The following is a 17,395-nucleotide window of genomic DNA, read 5'->3' as shown; positions in this document are numbered from 1 at the left end:
ATTTTACCTACAATATATCTTGATAGGCTAATATCTTGCTAGGAAAAAACGTAAAAAATTCACTTTATGATTGACCACAATGCTCTGGTAGCGTCTCGTAGAGAAGGCACATTCAAAGGTATTGGGGGGCTTGACTTATATTACCAAAGCTGGTGTCCAGAGGGTAAGGTGAGGGGAGTATTAGCCGTTATACATGGACTTGGAGGACACAGCGGAAGGTACATTAACATTGTTCAACATTTGATACCTCTCAAATATGCTGTCTATGCCTTAGACTTGCGCGGTCATGGACGCTCACCCGGTCAGCGAGGCTATATAAATGCTTGGAATGAATTTCGTGAAGATCTGCGAGCTTTTCTACAGTTGATTCAAATTCAGCAGCTAGAATGCCCAATTTTTCTTTTGGGTCATAGCTTAGGTGCAATAATTATTTTAGATTATATTTTGCGCTACCCCAAAGATGCATCTACATTGCAAGGTGCGATCGCTTTAGCGCCAACCCTAGGTAAAGTTGGGGTTTCATCTTTGCGCGTGCTCATAGGAAAGATGCTATCACGCGTGTGGCCGCGTTTCTCTCTAAATACGGGTATTGACATAAGTGCTGCTTCACGAGATCAGCAGATTTTAGCCGCCTATGCCCAGGATACTCTCCGACATACCCGTGCTACGGCTCGTCTGGCTACAGAATTCTTTGCAACAGTTGACTGGATTAATGCTCACGCCGCTGATTGGCAATTACCCTTATTAATTCTCCACGGTGGAGCAGATAGAGTAGCTTTACCTGCGGGAAGCGACATCTTCTATCAGCGGTTAACTTGCTCAGATAAACTGCGAATTGAGTATCCAGAGGCTTATCACGAGATTCAGAGTGACCTGAATTACCAAGAGGTGCTGGCTGATTTGGAGCATTGGCTGGAGCAACATTTGTCAAACAGGCGATCGCATCTTGAGAAATAACAATTACAGTGTTGTCGGATCAACCGCTACAATTCCTTCAGACGCATAGCGAATGAAATCTTTAGTATTGAATGTCAGAATATGCGTCAAACCGTTCGCCTTTATAATAGCAACGAGACGAGCATCATGTACTTGAACACCTGACACACTGAATGCAACGACAAGCTTACGCCACTCAGGGTAAATAATAGGCGTATCAGGCAACAATGGAAAGAGGCGCTCAATTAGTCGCAACAGGCGACCCACTTCCTTTGGTGTTAAACCAAATCCATTCTTTATAGCTGGTCTTGTAGCGACATTCCAAAACTCAACGCAGTTTTGTGGTGTAATTTGCAGTGTATGTCCGTCACGTTGTAGTTTACGGATCGCAGTTCGGATAATTGGGTGTAGTGGGTGAGTGCGATCAACAAGACGCAGCAGGATATTGGTGTCTACGAGGTACACCACTATTAAGGATGATCCTCATAAATACTTTCACGACTCACTGCATAATCTGACAACATAGGTATATTTGATCCAACAGATGCTGCAAACTCGTCAGCTAACTGATCTGCAACTAACTCAAAGTCGTCATAATTCTGCTGATTATGTGTTTGCTGTAGCAGCGCCTCTACGGTTGGCGCGAAAGCATCAGCCAATAATTTTCGGATGCTTTCAGCGTCATGACGTGCAATGCTTTCCCTTAATTTCCGCTCTAATTCCGGCGATAATTCCAGCTTGATCGTTGTCATATTTTAAAAATTCGGTATTAACTAGTCTTTTTAATGCTATCAACAAGGCAACTAGCTATCATCTAAATCAATTTTAGTTTGAGTCAAAAATCATAAAAGCCAAACTCTCAAACCGTTTACTTAAGTAAACTTTAATAGTGCGATCGCCTTTTTCAGCATAACTGATATGATGCGGTTCACCTGTATAAATGCAGAGTTAGTTATTTACATTATTAGAAAAATAGATTGCTAAGGACTGAAAGTTTTTTCCAACCAAAATAGGCTCTCCCTTAACTCCTCCACGAGTAAGAGTACAAATTTTATAATAGTTTTCACAGTCAAAGATTGCTAGAACTAGCTCTTTCCCTGTTTGATAAGAAGATGGTAAAGGTTTCCCTACCTCGCATTCTATATCTGTCCCGTTGTCACGCCAGCGTAACTTCCAAATCCGCTTTTCGGTTATTGGTGCTTGGACAGACTTAGCAATAGCGCCATATACCTGCTCCGCCTTAACATCATCCTTGGCTGCTGGAACAAAAAACTTCATATGCTTTGATTATAAATAACGTAGGTTTCATTAGCATCAGCGTAACGTAGTTACCAAGGTAATTTACTACCATCCCACGAGAAAAAGTTACCGCTATCACCTTCTTGAAGTTGTTCAATGACAGCTAGTAATTGGTCAACAGTACGCTCGACTGAGAATAATTTTTCCGCAGGTACATTTTCCTGAAACGGACGAGAAAGGCGTGTATCCGTTGTACCAGGATGTAATGTCACTACCAATGTTTTAGGGCAGCTTCTTTTATACTCAATTGCTGCCGTTCGCATAAACATGTTAAGTGCGGCTTTGGAAGCACGATAGCCATACCATCCACCAAGTTGGTTATCGCCAATACTGCCTAGTTTAGCAGAAATATGGGCAAAAACGCTGCGTTCTGCGCTTACCGCAGCGCCGGAGGTATTGCTATGACGAAACAAGGGTAATAGGTGTTTAGCAAGTAAGACAGCACCAATACTGTTGATTTGGAAGTAGCGCAACAAATTTTCTGAATTGAGTTGTCTTAAACTTTTTTCAGGTTGCAAACTACCCTCATGCAGAAATCCTACACAGTTGACTACCAAATGCAACTTGTTAATTTGGGTACGTATTTTTTGAATAGCTTCAGCAATTTGCAACTCGTCAGTAATATCCATCGACAAACAAGTTAATCGTTCTGAATACTCGCCTGCAAGAGCTATTAACTCACAGGCTGATTCTGGTTGACGATAAGTTGCATAAACTTTGTCAATTCTGTCATCTTGTAGCAATTTTTTAACAAAACCTAAACCAATGCCTCGGCTAGCTCCCACTATTAACGCATTGGCATTTTTAATATCATTAATAAAAGACATTCTGTTAAATTCACCAACTTATATATTATTATTCAGATTAGTCTTTTGGAAACACCTGCGTAAACTCTCCACTTTATCCAGCACGAACTACTATAAACTCGCTATTTGGCATTCTTAAGTTTGCCGAAATCATTTTGGTTGGTAATTTTATCGTAGATCCACCATCTAATATCCCAACACCAGGAAATGCAATGATCGTAATAACTCCTGGTTTAAAACAACCAATAACTTGAACTGTAATCTCATCAAGCATTATATTCTGAATATTAAATAAAATTTACAATTGTGCAAAAATATATGTTTATTTTCCAATACAGAACCTACTAAAAATCCTGCCAAGTACTGATTCCGTAACTTCCTCACCTGTGATTTCTCCTAATGCCTGAATTGCACCGCGTAAGTCAATTGTCCAGAAATCAAGGGGTAGTTGTTCAGTAATTGTTGCTTGTACCTGTTTCAAAGAGATTTTAGCTTGAGTTAACGCTGCTGCTTGTCTTTGATTAATCGCTAAATCCATATCAGCCGCTTGAACTTTTCCAGATTGAACTATTTCTAAAATTGCTGTTTCTAAAGTATCAATACCTTGATGTTGTGCTGCTGCGGTGGTGACAACTTGATTAATTATGTTTGGATATTTTAAAGATGATATAGTTCCCGTCTCTACAAGGTCGATTTTGTTAATAACTAGAATTAATGGACGATGTTGCACCTGAGCATAAATTTCTTGATCGCCTTGCGTCCATCCATCTGAGGCGTCGATGGTCAAAAGTACTAAATCGGCTGCACTTGCGGCACGACGCGATCGCTCAACTCCAATTTTTTCTACTTGGTCTGCTGTTTCCCGAATCCCCGCTGTATCTAGCACTTGCACAGGAATTCCCCCAACCACTAGCTGGGATTCTACAACATCGCGGGTTGTTCCAGGTAAATCGGTGACAATAGCGCGATCGCTCTGGCTCCAAGCATTCAACAAGCTCGACTTACCAACGTTCGGACGCCCAACAATCGCTACTTTCAAACCTGTACGTAGTAGTTCACCCTTGTCTTTGGTTGCTAGCAGCCTAGTGATTTCTGCGGCAATTTTTTCGATTTCTGATATGATTGCTTTGTCATCCAACGGGGGTAGATCTTCCTCAAAATCTATCCGAGCTTCGATTTCTGCCAAAATATCCAAACAGTTGGCGCGTAACTGTCGGATCGGATGAGCCAATTTTCCCTGTAAACCAGCTAAGGCCGTTTGAGCAGCTTGGGGCGATCGCGCTCCCACCAAATCGGCAATACTTTCAGCTTGCGTTAAATCCAATCGCCCATTTAAAAAGGCGCGGAGGGTAAATTCCCCCGGTTGGGCTAGTCTTGCTCCTTGTTCCAAACACAGTTGCAAAACCTGTTGCACTGCCATAATTCCCCCGTGGCAATGGAATTCTACAATATCTTCACGAGTGTAAGAACGGGGTGCTTTCATAATCAGCAGCAAAGATTCATCCACCAGTTGTTGCGTCTGAGGATGGCGGATGTAACCGTAGAGAATCCGGTGAGTTTCCCAAATTTGCCGCCCAGGTGTGTGAAACACTGCTTGGGCGATCGCCATTGCTTGAGAACCGGATACCCGCACAATACCAACGCTACCCTGTTGAGGAACAACAGCAGTAGCGATCGCGGCGATGGTTCCAGTAGTGGCAAAGAGTTCTGACATGAGCGCCCTTTTCAGCAAAACATTGCATATATTATGCTTAGCGTAGCAGGAGTAGAATAGACCTTACATAAAAGCTACTTTTGTATAAAGTGGGAGAAGACTTAAAGGGATTAAATTTCTTTTTTCCGAATGCCGCCAGAAGTCTAATTATTAAGGACTTTTATTTAAATGGTAAATACCTAGACCAATAGGATGGCAAATGGCAAGGTAAAATTTATCTGGAGGGTAGAAAAACCTCCTAACTAGAGAGGAGGAATTTACTGTGGAGCAGAAGATTAACTGCGCTGAAGCCTGTGTTAACGGTTGCGTTTTGGGGGATAAATGCCCCAATATCGAATTTAAAGAGGCAACTGTAAAATTCGTTGAAGAAACGTCCTTAGACGAAATGCTGCGAATCGCTGAAGAACGTCTGCGAAAAAGAATAACAGAACCGCCAAAATGGGTTTTTCCTGAAGATCCGTAGTATCAGCATCAACAGGCAAAAGTAAGATATTGTAAAAGCTAAACTGTATCTGGATCAATTCCTAATTCTTGCAGTTTAGCTGCCAAGCGATCGCTACGTTGTTTTTCTCGTTCAGCCCGTTGCTTCTCTTGTTCAGCTCGCTGCGTTTCCTGTTGTGCAACTTCTTCCGGTGTCGAAACTAGTTCTCCTTCAGGAGTGAAAAAGCGTAAATTTTGTTGATAAACACCCAAGTATAACTCTAGCTGCTGGCTCCACAACCAACCTTGGGGATTAGGTTCTAGCGGTTGATACTTACCAGCTAGTAAAACAAACCCAGCGAATTCTAGATTATTAGGATCGAACCAAAAGTATTCTGGTGTGCGAAAGGTATCTTGGTAAATTTGTTTTTTCAAGCCTTTGTCAATTGCTGCTGTGGAATCTGATAGCAGTTCTACAATGACGTTGGGATACTTACCATCTTCTTCCCACACAACCCAACTTTTACGGGGTTGGTGTTCAGTCCCCAGCACTACAAAAAAATCTGGGCCTCGGAAATATTCTGATTTGCGCTGGCGTGGACTGTAGTAAATTGTAATATTGCCAGATGCATAAAAGTCATGACGATTTTGCCACAACCACTCAAGGCATTGAATGAGCAGCGTCATTTGTAGCCGATGCAAGTCACTTTCCAAAGGCGGTTCGTCACTATATAAATCCCCTGGGGGAAATATAACATCTTCTGGGGTTTCTAAATCTTGGGTGACAGACATGGCAGCAAATGTCTCAGTGCTATTAGTTTAACGTAGCAGTGAGGAATGTAGACGCTAACTACAAAAACCGTTCGATGATGATCTCGTCCACATACGTTCCTTTGATTTTGGCGTGTTTTTTCGCCGTCCCAACTACATTGAAACCAAGTCTGAGATAACTAGCTAAGGCGTTTGAGTTATCGGCGCGAACATAGGTAAATATCTTTTCATATCCCTTGCTGCAAGCGCTCTTAAATGTAGCCTCAGACAAACTTTTGCCAATGCCTTGTCTTCGGTATGAGAGATCAACAAATGTTGCAATAATTCCCACATGGTCAAATGCATGTGTGTAGGTTGCAAATGGTTCGAGAGTTTGAAATCCAACCACCTGCTGATCTGAAGAATTTACAGCGATATGGAACACCCCACGCTGAGGAAAATTCAAAATATATTCTAGTTCGGCATCAACTGTGAGCGGCGTATCAAACGCAGTGTACATATCGGTTTCAATGATCGGGTTCAAAATGCCAACAATCGCCTCAGCATCATTCGGTTGTGCTTCTCGAACCAGTAAATTCATTTGCTATTGCCTCTTAAAGGTAAGTAGTTTTATTAGCAATTACACTTACAATATTTGAGGAATTTTAATAAAAGTTTGAACAATAACTTTAGCCTCGATTCTATATATCTAACCCAATCACCGTTAATTCAGGCGGATGTTCAACGGCAAACTGGTAATATATTTCTCGTCCTTCTTGTGGTGGAAGAGTTAACTGCCATTCTAAAATCCCCATTTCACCCAATTGAATTTGGGGGTTACTGCGGATGAGGCGCACCTTAATTTGCTCGGTGCGGCTAACTGGTAATTGTTCAGTTAGTTTGAGATTTGTTTCTTTGTTAAGCAAATTAGTAATTACCAACCGATAACCATAAGTAGTCCGGCGCTGGTTGCTAATTAATCTTTTATCTACCTGACGCTCAACTAAGTTACGCTCAATTTTCAAACCTTCGTCAATCCCTAAGTTAAGTTTGAACTCTTGTCCTGGTGCAATATTCTCTAACTTAGTTGTGCCGACAAAGACATTATCGCGGAAAATATTCGCTTTGCCTGGTAACAGAGTTGCGCCGTTGGGACTATTTTTCACATTAGCTTGAAGATAAGCAAAGCTTACCAAGCGTGGCATTGCGACATAATCGAAGCTACAAGGGTAGTCCTCGTTGAAAATTGTAGTTTTATGGGGTGTGCCATCACTGGGAATATTACCGCCACCATTGAGTTTAAAGCTAACTACACTACCTTCTTTGGATATTTCCGCTACAACGGTTTCGGCTGGGATAAGACTAGTTTCTGGCGCAATTTCATCTTGTTCTTGCTCATTTCCTTCACCAGCAGGAGCAGCCTGAGCTGCTATGGTAGGCAATGCTGGACGGACATCATATCGTCGTCGTGCTATTTGTGGGGTTAGAGTACCGATATACCAGGGTTCAAGTTTGGGTGGAAGTGTACCTAATCCTGGTTTAGCTGTAGAAAGGGTGAGAGCCACGTCAATCCAATCTTCGCCACTGCTTTGGGTGACTTCTGCAAGATAGCTTAGATGCACGATATCGCTAGTAGTACTGAAGCGCAAGTCATAAAAAGGAGTCCAACTAGCGCGATTCACCACGTAGGAAAGCTCTAGCTCAAATTCGCCTTCACTCGCAACTTCAACCGCCATAACCAAGTTCAAACTTTCTTTAGGATGGGGTGTTTGAATTTTTTGCAACGATCTGCGGAGTGCTTGTAATTGCTTGTCTAATTCTTGCTGTTGGGTTTTGCACTCTCCAGATGCGATCGCATACTCGCTATATTGGCTTCCGAGAAAATTCAAAAAATCTAAAGTTTCGCTGAGGCTGAGATTTTTTCTTGCAAGACTCTGTGAAAAGGTTTCCTCTGTTTTTTCACGTAAGCCTTCGATAAAATTAGACTGTAATACTAAAGCGTCTACTTGAGCTTGTAGGTGGCGTTTTTCTGCTTCTAGTTGCTGAATTTGCCTTGTTAACTGTGCCACTCGCTCTGCTACAGGTTCGGTAGTGTAAATGCGATCGCTGCTTACTCCTAGCAAGCGCACCTCCACTGTACCCGCACCGCTAACCCTGACAGACTCAGTTTCTAGAGTCACTGGCAACGGGCTAATAACTAATTCCCGTTCAAGTCCTGTTAAAGATACTACACTCCGCCGTGTAACTAGAGCTTTGTCAGTATACACTGTAACCGCTACAATCTGGCTTTGTATTACTTTGCGCCAAGATGGTATTTCCGGGTTAACCACTGCCAGTTTTTCCCAATTTTTAATGGTTCTGCTGGTTAATTGTCAATGTTTCTTAGCCTAACCGTCAACCCCTGCGGGGAATTCAAAATTAAAAATTAAAAATCTGAAATTTTTAATTTTTAATTTATTTATCTCCCCCGATCTCAACTAATGAAAGCTAAATGCATCTTGGCTTAATTCATGCATGAGTTTTCTCCACAGCATCATTACTAACAGTAGTGTTTAACGCTACAATTTTCTTCGCTGCATCTAGTAGATACTCATAATAGGCACGAGCGACGATAGATAACTGTTTACCACCTGGGTAAACCATGAACCAATCTCGCTTAATGGGAAAGTATTGTACATCCAAAATGCATAACTCTGCCGTATCTGGCATTAAAGTATGACGAGATAAAACAGATATTCCTAAACCACCTGCGATCGCTTGTTTGATTGCTTCATTACTTCCCAATTCCAACTTAACTTTTACTGTTATCCCATGTTCATCAAAGAGGGTTTGGACGGCACGACGGGTTCCTGAGCCAGGTTCCCGCATAATAAAAGGTTCATTGGACAGACGTTGTATGGGAATATTTCTTTCCTTAGCTAGTGGATGATTAACTGGTGCAAAAACCACCAAAGGATTTTCTAAAAATGGCTCAAAGTTCACATCTAAATTTTCTGGAACTTGACTCATAATATACAAGTCGTCCAAATTACTACTCATCCGTTCTAAAATTCGTTCGTGGTTTGTTACTTGCAGCGAGATATCAATTCCTGGGTAAAGTTGGCAAAATGGCCCTAATAAACGTGGTATAAAATACTTTGCTGTCGTAATCACAGCTAAGCGTAATTGCCCCTGTTTTAGCCCTTTTAAATCTGCCACTTTCATTTCAAACTGGGCTATGGTGTCAAAAATCTGCCGACAAGTAGCAAATAATTCCCGTCCAGCTTCAGTCAAATATAAGCGCTTCCCCACCTGCTCAAATAATGGCAACCCTACCGATTTCGTAAGTTGCTTGATCTGCATAGAGACGGTAGGTTGGGTGAGAAACAATTCCTCAGCTGCACGAGTAAAGCTACTGTGCCGTGCCGCCGCCTCGAACACTTTCAACTGGTGCAGCGTCGCTTGATTCAAGATATATTCTCCTTTAATAGCTAATAGCAATTTGTAGATATAAAACTAGTATTACTGAACACTTGCAATTGATACAGCGTTGCTCATACGAAGTTATGAGTTTTTGTATAGATAAAACTCTATTAGTGCTATTAAAAGAAAGGTATTTGACTTATGGACTAGAGAAGTTATTATCAGAACACAAGCAAAGCGTAAGATGCCTTCCAGTTAAAGATGAATGTTGAATATTGAATGAGGATTGCTTACAATTCATGATTCATAATTCATCATTCATCATTCCATAATTCTTCTTGAATTTTTGCAGGTAGCTGAGCTAAATCTGGCAAACCTACCATCTCTCTTTCGCCAACTTGCTCTTTAATATTGATGGGTAACTTTAACGGTTGACGTTCCTCTATCCAGCAACTTGCTAGTGGCAAGGTTTGCTCCATATCATCCAGTGGTCGAGGAATTACCATCACAGCATTCAGCTCCCCAATGCGTTCTGCCTCGTACATCCCTGCTTCTACTGCTACTGCAACATTTGCTACGGAGCCACGAATAATGGCTGTACACAAACCCGCACCTATTTTCTCATACGCTGCCAAATGGACATCAGCAGCTTTGAGCATGGCATCACATGCACCTACCATCGCCGGAAATCCTCGCGTTTCCACCAAACCGATTGCTTGATGACTCAGACGGCTATAATTGCCTTCTCGCATCAATTGAGTGAGACGATTGGTGATTGGCAGAACTACCTCTAAGTTGGGATAAGGTCGAGGAATCACCAAGCTAGAGACTAACTGGCCAAACTGTTCCGCAGTTTGAACACCAGATTCTACTGCAAGCCGCACATCAGCAATTCCACCCCGGACGATCGCAGTACAATGACCCCCACCTATTTTTTCATATCCAACTAGGTGAACTCCAGCTGATTTCAGCATCATGTCCGCTGTACCAACTATCGCTGGAAAGCTTTGGGTAGAAACTAAACCCAAAGCAGTGTCCTCGAAGGTTTCATGATTACCTGCTCCCTGGATGCTACTCATAGACCGTTGATTAGATGTTTCCATGTGAACTCTCTAAGATACTCACAAAGCTGACAACTTACAATTAACACTTACTCTGACTAATCGTCAGAGTTTGGGTCGCTCAAGGATTGTCTATGGGGAAACAATGTGGTCAACAGTCTTTGTATGCTCCCTTGCCCATAAATTTGAGTCCCGAAACTTTCAGGGGATTCTGTGGTTGGCTGACTGAGTTCTGAATCATTAGTCACTGAACTTTTGGTTGGCGAAAGCTGCTCAGAGTTCTCGCTGAGTGGTGTAGATGCTTGAGCGGCTGGTCGCATGGTAGAGTCTGCACCATTATTAGGTTCCTCAACGGGAGGAGGTTGACTTTGAGGAGTAACGGCAGATTTAAAAAAGGAAATCGACTTGTGTTTGAAATCCACAAAAGCCGACGCTGAGAGGTTAGTTGAGGAAACTGCTATATCCTCGCCTCGTCCTGAGTTATTATCTTCTTTCTTCGATTGTGCTGTACTTGTAGAAGCGGAGTTAGTTGTAGATGATTCTAGTTGTTTTATTTCACTAATTTGGCGACTCGTATCTCCCAAGACTGAACCAGGTGCAATTACTTGTCCAGGTTCGACTGAATAATTAAAAATTGTTGTTGCTGAACCAATGCAAGCATTTGCTCCAATGTTGCCCTTGCCAACCATCAAAAAACCCGCTCCCAGGTTTGCTCCTGCTTCTACCTCTAAGATTCCTTCATGGACATGGAGAATTGATCCCATCCCAATACAGACCCCTGGGCCGATGATAATCTTGCTGTTTTTAGCTGCTTGGAGTATTACTCCAGGTGCTAATACTGCGCTTGGATGAATAGTCACCTCGCCACTAATATAAGAATCAAATTTGTCGCTGAGGCGCAGTGGCGGCACAGACATGGGAATTATCACCTCGGAAGTCGGAAAAATTTTGAGTTGCCAATGGTGAGTAATGAAGTGCTAAGTAAATTCTACTTCACAAGAAAAAGTTAGCTTTTGATGCTAGTGTCAGTGTTCTAACTCGAAAGTCTAAACTCATTACTCAGCACTTTCAATTCAACACTGCTATGGACGTTGGATAATTGTCTCCAACACTCGGCGCTTAGCTTTAGGGTCAATACCAATTAAGCGCACATATTCTCCTTGGTATTCGGCGAGGTGTCCTTCTATTGCTGCGATCGCTTCTCTTTGAGAAGAAGCTTGAATTTGACCAGTGCTAGTCCAAGAACCTGTACGGAACCGCCGTCCGTCTACGTGCTCAATGCTAATTTTATGCCCACCAGCCAATAGCTGTCGTAGCTGTTCTACTACTTCGGAACTTAAGCGGGTATTCGTAGCTGTTGCTGTTGGAGATGGCGCACTGGCGAATGATTTTTGACTCTGGCTATCGGCACTAGCCTGTCCATTAGGCCGTTGAATAATACTTTCTAACACTCGCCGTTTAGCTTTGGGTTCGATACCAATTAAGCGTACATATTCTCCTTGGTATTCAGCCAGGTGTCCTTCTACTGCTGCGATCGCTTCTCTTTCAGAGGAAGCTTGAATTTGACCAGTGCTAGTCCAAGAACCTGTACGGAACCGCCGCCCATCTACGTGCTCAATGCTAATTTTATACCCACTAGCCAATAACTGACGTAGTTGTTCCACTACTTCAGAACTTAAGCGGGTACTAGTAGCCGCTGTTGTTGCAGATGGCGCACTGGCGAATGATTTTTGACTCTGACTACCGACACTAACTTGTCCATTGGGTCGTTGAATAATGCTTTCTAACACCCGTCGTTTGGCTTTGGTGTCAATGCCAATCAAACGCACGTACTCGCCTTGATGATTAGTTATACAATCTTCCAAGGCGGCGATGACTTCATTTGTCGAATTTGAGTTAATTGGCTCACAACTTTGCCATGAACCAGTGCGGAATCGCCGCTCATCTACGTGTTCTGTGCCGATTTTGTAGCCACTTGCTAATAGCTGGCGGATTTGCTCTACGGTTTCACTACCTATACTACTGCCGCCATGACCATTACTATTACCATTCCCGTTGTAGCCACCATTATTGCCCTGACTAACAGGGGCTTTAAAGCTGGTAGTGGCTTGCACCGTGCCATCTGGGCGTTGGATGATAGTTTCTAATACGCGCCGTTTGCCTTTGGGGTCAATGCCAAACAAACGGACATACTCACCACTATGGTCTTTCAGACAGGTTTCTAATGCAGCGATCGCTTCACCGATTGATCTAGGTTCAATCGGCTTACAACTTGTCCAACAACCCGTGCGGAATCGCCGCTCATCTACATGTTCCGAGCCAATCTTATATCCTTGCTCTAGCAGATAGCGCACCTGCTCTATGGTTTCTGCACCCAAGCTCTTGCTCGACACTTTACTACTCCTTTCCAACTCTATGACAGTAACACCATTACTTGTATAAGATTTAGCAATTTCATCCCGAATGGGTGCTATGCATTTGCTATCCGCAGCACAGAGATAACCTGCTCGCAGTGCTTGATTAATCCCAACTACATGATGGGCAAATTCTCGATCTTGATCTTGCACATCTGGCAAGCGGTCAGCTTGCTGCTGGTTAGTAATTATCGCTCCCGAAGGTACATACTTACCTGGGAGGATTTCTACGTCTTGGATCAAAGCGTGCATCATTACAATGCAACCTGCGCCCACTCTGGCATTAAACACCGTAGAGCGAAAGCCAATGAAGGAATTATCCCCAACATAAGCTGGCCCGTGAATTAGAGCCATGTGGGTAATGCAAGCGTTTTTACCAATCCATACCGAGTATTTATTTTGGTCATCGCCAATTACTCGACCTTGCTCTAACCCATGAATTACCACACCATCTTGAACATTAGTGTTTTCACCAAGATAAAAAGGTGTGCCTTCATCCGCTCTAATCGTAGTTCCTGGAGCAATGATTACGTTTGCACCTATCCGTACATCCCCAATAATATTGGAGAATGAATGCACAAAGGCAGTTTCATGGATTTGGGCTTCAGCTAAACTCCTTGACCACGGGGTTGGGGGTGCCGCCGTGCTGCGGACTGCCATCGCAAGATTCCTCCTCTATGTCATTTGTCACTCGTCAGTTGTCATTTGTCATTTGTCTTTAGCTAATAACTTGTGGGTAACGCTCCTCACGTTTCTACTACTGCGTACACCTACTCTCAAGCAAGCTACAAAGCAGCGTTGACCACACCACAAAAATTACCTAGGTTGGTACCCTCTTTCTTTAAAAGTTCTGTTCGGCGGCTTTAACCGCTCAGACTTATCTCCGTAATGCTAGACTCACCGCACTAGCTCACCAATGACTAATGACTAATGACATTTACCTATACTGGTCTTTTTTGCTGTAAATCAGGCGATCTTCAACGTGAATGGTATCTATTATCGCTACCACCACTGCATCTAATGGACGCTGCTCATTACCAAGAACCTGACGAGCGGCACTGCCACGACTGACAAGCACCCACTCATCAACTCCTGCACCAACAGTATCTGCTGCTACCTCGTATTTTGGCAGGATGTTTCCATCTTCATCTACTAATTGCAACAACAGTAGTTTGACGCCTCTAAGACTTGGGTCTTTCTGCGTGCTAACTACTGTGCCACGAACTTTAGCAACTTGCATTACAGATTACGGTCTTCTGCCGAAAGGACGAATTGCGTTAACGTTTTCGCGGAATTGCTCTACATCTTCGGTATAACGAATAGGCAGGACATATTCTAAGTTCTCATGAGGACGAGCAATGATGTGGGTAGACAGGACTTGTCCACCGTTAACTCGCTTCACTGATTCAACTCCAGCTCCTACTGAGGCTTGTACTTCCGAAACATCCCCTCTGACGATCACTGTAACCCGACCGCTACCAATTTTTTCGTAGCCTACTAGGGTAACGCGAGCAGCTTTCACCATCGCATCAGCAGCTTCCACTACCGCTGGAAAGCCTAGCGTTTCAACCATTCCTACTGCGATTGACATTAGTTCTAATCCTTGATTAAAGTTTTTAGACCTGGAAAAAAGTAACTCTCGACAAGGCAGAGAGTATTAATTACTTTGTTTAACCAGTTTTTAAGTACGGAACTGTTCCACAGCTTCCGTGTAACGAATCGGCAAGACGTATTCCAGGTTTTCGTGTGGACGAGCAATGATATGAGTAGATAAAACTTCACCACCATTTACTCTTCTTGCTGCTTCAACCCCAGCTGCAACTGAGGCTTGCACTTCAGATACATCTCCCCGCACAATTACGGTGACGCGAGCGCTACCAATTTTTTCGTACCCTACCAAAGTTACACGTGCGGCTTTCACCATCGCATCAGCAGCTTCCACTACTGCCGGAAAGCCCTTAGTTTCAATCATTCCAACTGCAATTGGCATCGCAGAACTCCTACAAAATTAATCCAATCAGTACTGTGGTTTGAAAATTGTGACGAGGAAGCTCATCTTGAGCTACAAAAACGCTTCCAAATTAAGCATAGGAAAGCTTGGCGTTCTTGGCAATATAAATTATTATAATAGTTTATGATAAAAAAGTTTTAAAAAACTTAACAAAAATTTATAGCGGGGTTCTGCTTAATTGGAGTTCAACAATTCCTAGAGCAGTCGCTTATGCTTTATAATTTCTTTATTACATTTACAAAATGACATTCATAACCAAGACTAATCTTGTCTGTCGAGGGACGATTAAGGGCTGTATATCATGCTATCTCTGTCTTTCCCCAGTTTTCCTGTTTGAACAAGGACTTCGTGAAAAATCCATAATTTTTTCAAATATATCGTATAAAGTTCTCTGCTAGAAGTAGAAATATAAATTTACAAGTGGAGATGATGTAACAAATTGAAATGCTTTTAAATATGTAAGTTTATATTTAATTAAACCTTAATAGGGTAAATTAAAGTAAAAATACTCAGTCAGTTTTAGGTTAAAAATAGTTAATAAAACATGGATTTTGATCAAGTTATTTTTTTTAGTGAAGGATGCTTTAAAAGCTATTTTAAAAAAGCTAAAAATGAGTCGTCAAAGGAAATTTAAATGAATCAATTTTTCTTCTTAACAAGTTGGTGGGTGCCTTTTTATAGCTTGATAGGCGCACTTTTAACATTGCCGTGGGGAATGGGGATAATTCAGCGTACAGGGCCAAGACCTGCGGTATATTTCAACTTGTTGACGACCCTTTTGGCTTTTGCCCATAGTTTGTTGGTATTTACAAACATCTGGGACAGAGAACCAGAAAACTTAGTTATTAGCTGGTTTAAAGCGGCGGACTTAGATTTATCCTTTTCCTTAGAACTCTCGCCAGTCAGTATTGGAGCAACTGTTTTAATTACGGGGTTAAGTCTGTTAGCGCAAGTTTATGCCCTGGGTTACATGGAAAAAGACTGGTCGTTGGCGCGTTTTTTTGCGCTGTTCGGGTTTTTTGAAGCAGCGCTTAGTGGTTTAGCGATTAGTGACTCTTTGTTTGTCAGCTATGCCCTTTTGGAAGTTCTGACGCTCTCGACTTACTTGCTGGTAGGATTCTGGTATGCTCAACCGCTAGTAGTGACTGCGGCGCGGGATGCGTTTTTAACCAAACGGGTGGGAGATTTGTTGTTGCTGATGGGTGTGGTGACGCTTTCCACCTTAGCAGGTAGTTTGAACTTTTCTGATCTATATGAGTGGGCGCAAACAGCTAACTTAAGCCCAATGACATCGACATTGCTGGGGTTAGCGTTGATTGCGGGGCCTGCGGGTAAATGTGCTCAATTTCCCTTGCACTTGTGGTTAGATGAAGCGATGGAAGGGCCTAACCCCGCTTCAGTAATGCGGAATTCGCTGGTGGTAGCTGGCGGTGCTTATATGCTGTATAAAATGCAACCATTGCTAGCACTGTCGCCAGTTGCGTTGAATGCCTTAGTTGTGATGGGTACAGTGACAGCAATTGGTGCAACACTAGTATCCATAGCGCAAATTGACATTAAGCGATCGCTATCTCATTCCACTAGTGCATACATGGGTTTAGTGTTTCTGGCGGTAGGATTGCAGCAAGGGGGTGTAGCCCTAATGTTGTTGTTAACTCATGCGATCGCTAAAGCACTATTATTCATGAGTTCAGGTTCAGTAATATACACTACTAGCAGCCAAGACTTAACAGAAATGGGCGGACTGTGGTCACGGATGCCAGCCACCACAACTGCTTTTGTTGTCGGTTCAGCGGGGATGGTAACACTGCTACCACTGGGAAGTTTTTGGGCAATGCTAGCATGGGCTGACGGTTTTGTGAATATTAGCCCTTGGGTGATTGGGGTTTTAATATTGGTGAATGGTTTGACAGCATTGAATTTGACCAGAGTATTTAGATTAGTTTTTTGGGGTAAACCGCAACAGAAAACCCGTCGCACTCCAGAAGTTGGTTGGCAAATGGCATTACCAATGGTGTCTTTGACGATTGTGACTCTGCTACTACCCCTGATGCTACAGCAATGGTATTTGTTACCCGATTGGGAAAGTATTAATTGGTATGTGGTGTTAGTGTTGTTTTCTTCTACCGTGGTGGGCGTAGGTATAGGGGCTACAGTTTATCTGCACAAAGCCTGGTCAAGATCTAGGATACTGGCATGGAGATTTGTGCAAGACTTACTGGGTTATGATTTTTACATTGACCGCGTTTATCGATTGACAGTAGTGACTGTAGTAGCACTGCTTTCTAAGATTTCAGCTTGGAGCGATCGCTACTTAGTTGACGGTCTAGTAAACTTGGTTGGTTTTGCAACAATTCTCAGTGGGCAAGGTTTAAAATACAGCATTTCTGGTCAATCCCAGGGGTATATGTTGACTATCCTAGCGGTCGTCAGCGTCCTGGGTTTTTTCATTAGCTGGTCATTGGGTTTATTAGATAAATTGCCTTTTTAAGAGTGCGGAGTCAGGAGTTAAAAGTCAAGGGTCAAGAGCCAAGAATTATCTCCCCATCTGCTCCTGCTCCTCTGCTCCCCTCTGCTCCCTC

18 protein-coding genes and 2 pseudogenes are annotated in these 17,395 nt (G+C 42.8%); 3 read left to right on the top strand and 17 right to left on the bottom strand.

Annotated elements, in window-relative coordinates:
• Positions 1-66 precede the first annotated feature (66 nt).
• Positions 67-957, top strand: coding sequence for an alpha/beta hydrolase (locus tag HCR01_RS04000; RefSeq protein WP_193194724.1), 891 nt, complete (start codon positions 67-69; stop codon positions 955-957).
• 3 nt (positions 958-960) lie between these two features.
• On the opposite strand, the gene HCR01_RS03995 is transcribed toward HCR01_RS04000, so the two are convergent.
• The 6 genes from HCR01_RS03995 to mnmE all read right to left on the bottom strand — a co-directional run bounded on the left by HCR01_RS03995 (position 961) and on the right by mnmE (position 4,755).
• Entirely contained in the window at positions 961-1,404 is a 444-nt protein-coding gene (locus tag HCR01_RS03995; protein ID WP_193194722.1) for a type II toxin-antitoxin system VapC family toxin, read from the bottom strand.
• A gap of 2 nt (positions 1,405-1,406) precedes the next feature.
• Entirely contained in the window at positions 1,407-1,688 is a 282-nt protein-coding gene (locus HCR01_RS03990; protein ID WP_193194720.1) for a hypothetical protein, read from the bottom strand.
• Between the two features lie 196 nt (positions 1,689-1,884).
• On the bottom strand, positions 1,885-2,214 hold the full coding sequence (locus HCR01_RS03985; RefSeq protein WP_193194718.1) for a hypothetical protein: 330 nt from the start codon (positions 2,212-2,214) through the stop codon (positions 1,885-1,887).
• Between the two features lie 50 nt (positions 2,215-2,264).
• On the bottom strand, positions 2,265-3,062 hold the full coding sequence (locus tag HCR01_RS03980; protein ID WP_193194716.1) for an SDR family NAD(P)-dependent oxidoreductase: 798 nt from the start codon (positions 3,060-3,062) through the stop codon (positions 2,265-2,267).
• A gap of 73 nt (positions 3,063-3,135) precedes the next feature.
• Positions 3,136-3,315: a hypothetical protein gene (locus HCR01_RS03975; RefSeq protein ID WP_193194714.1), complete on the bottom strand. Its 180-nt coding sequence runs from the start codon at positions 3,313-3,315 to the stop codon at positions 3,136-3,138.
• A gap of 48 nt (positions 3,316-3,363) precedes the next feature.
• Complete coding sequence (mnmE, locus tag HCR01_RS03970; RefSeq protein ID WP_193194712.1) at positions 3,364-4,755, bottom strand: tRNA uridine-5-carboxymethylaminomethyl(34) synthesis GTPase MnmE; 1,392 nt, start codon at positions 4,753-4,755, stop codon at positions 3,364-3,366.
• Between the two features lie 262 nt (positions 4,756-5,017).
• On the opposite strand from mnmE, the gene HCR01_RS03965 reads away from it, so the two are divergent.
• Positions 5,018-5,218, top strand: coding sequence for a hypothetical protein (locus HCR01_RS03965; protein ID WP_162394674.1), 201 nt, complete (start codon positions 5,018-5,020; stop codon positions 5,216-5,218).
• A 38-nt stretch (positions 5,219-5,256) separates the two neighbouring features.
• Here HCR01_RS03965 and HCR01_RS03960 read toward each other — a convergent pair whose 3' ends face one another.
• From HCR01_RS03960 to HCR01_RS03915, 11 genes and pseudogenes are all read right to left on the bottom strand, one after another.
• A complete protein-coding gene (locus tag HCR01_RS03960; protein WP_193194710.1) occupies positions 5,257-5,967 on the bottom strand; it encodes a Uma2 family endonuclease in 711 nt (236 codons plus the stop codon).
• A gap of 58 nt (positions 5,968-6,025) precedes the next feature.
• Positions 6,026-6,526, bottom strand: coding sequence for a GNAT family N-acetyltransferase (locus tag HCR01_RS03955; protein WP_193194708.1), 501 nt, complete (start codon positions 6,524-6,526; stop codon positions 6,026-6,028).
• Positions 6,527-6,626: 100 nt separating this feature from the next.
• The gene (locus tag HCR01_RS03950; RefSeq protein ID WP_193194706.1) at positions 6,627-8,255 is read right to left on the bottom strand and encodes a mucoidy inhibitor MuiA family protein; all 1,629 of its coding nucleotides are present in this window, start codon (positions 8,253-8,255) and stop codon (positions 6,627-6,629) included.
• 178 nt (positions 8,256-8,433) lie between these two features.
• Positions 8,434-9,375: a LysR family transcriptional regulator gene (locus tag HCR01_RS03945; protein WP_193194704.1), complete on the bottom strand. Its 942-nt coding sequence runs from the start codon at positions 9,373-9,375 to the stop codon at positions 8,434-8,436.
• A gap of 266 nt (positions 9,376-9,641) precedes the next feature.
• A complete protein-coding gene (locus HCR01_RS03940; protein WP_193194702.1) occupies positions 9,642-10,430 on the bottom strand; it encodes a BMC domain-containing protein in 789 nt (262 codons plus the stop codon).
• A 56-nt stretch (positions 10,431-10,486) separates the two neighbouring features.
• Complete coding sequence (locus HCR01_RS03935) at positions 10,487-11,305, bottom strand: transferase (RefSeq protein WP_193194699.1); 819 nt, start codon at positions 11,303-11,305, stop codon at positions 10,487-10,489.
• A gap of 165 nt (positions 11,306-11,470) precedes the next feature.
• A pseudogene (locus tag HCR01_RS38405) lies at positions 11,471-11,719 on the bottom strand (ribulose bisphosphate carboxylase small subunit); the annotation flags it as partial.
• 93 nt (positions 11,720-11,812) lie between these two features.
• A pseudogene (locus HCR01_RS03930) lies at positions 11,813-13,462 on the bottom strand (ribulose bisphosphate carboxylase small subunit); the annotation flags it as partial.
• Between the two features lie 277 nt (positions 13,463-13,739).
• Positions 13,740-14,042, bottom strand: a complete 303-nt coding sequence (locus HCR01_RS03925; RefSeq protein WP_191760411.1) for a EutN/CcmL family microcompartment protein — start codon at positions 14,040-14,042, stop codon at positions 13,740-13,742.
• A 6-nt stretch (positions 14,043-14,048) separates the two neighbouring features.
• Positions 14,049-14,393, bottom strand: coding sequence for a carbon dioxide-concentrating mechanism protein CcmK (locus tag HCR01_RS03920; protein WP_039748664.1), 345 nt, complete (start codon positions 14,391-14,393; stop codon positions 14,049-14,051).
• Between the two features lie 90 nt (positions 14,394-14,483).
• Positions 14,484-14,792 (bottom strand): carbon dioxide-concentrating mechanism protein CcmK, encoded by a 309-nt coding sequence (locus tag HCR01_RS03915; RefSeq protein ID WP_015209255.1) that lies wholly within the window; start codon positions 14,790-14,792, stop codon positions 14,484-14,486.
• A 655-nt stretch (positions 14,793-15,447) separates the two neighbouring features.
• Between HCR01_RS03915 and HCR01_RS03910 the strand changes: the two genes are divergently transcribed.
• Positions 15,448-17,304, top strand: a complete 1,857-nt coding sequence (locus HCR01_RS03910) for an NAD(P)H-quinone oxidoreductase subunit F (protein WP_193194695.1) — start codon at positions 15,448-15,450, stop codon at positions 17,302-17,304.
• Positions 17,305-17,395 lie beyond the last annotated feature (91 nt).

Origin of the sequence: Nostoc sp. MG11, from assembly GCF_014904695.1 — a bacterium.
Classification (GTDB): domain Bacteria; phylum Cyanobacteriota; class Cyanobacteriia; order Cyanobacteriales; family Nostocaceae; genus Komarekiella.
Note: the sequence above shows the minus strand (reverse complement) of the source record. Positions and strands in the feature narration are given on the sequence as shown.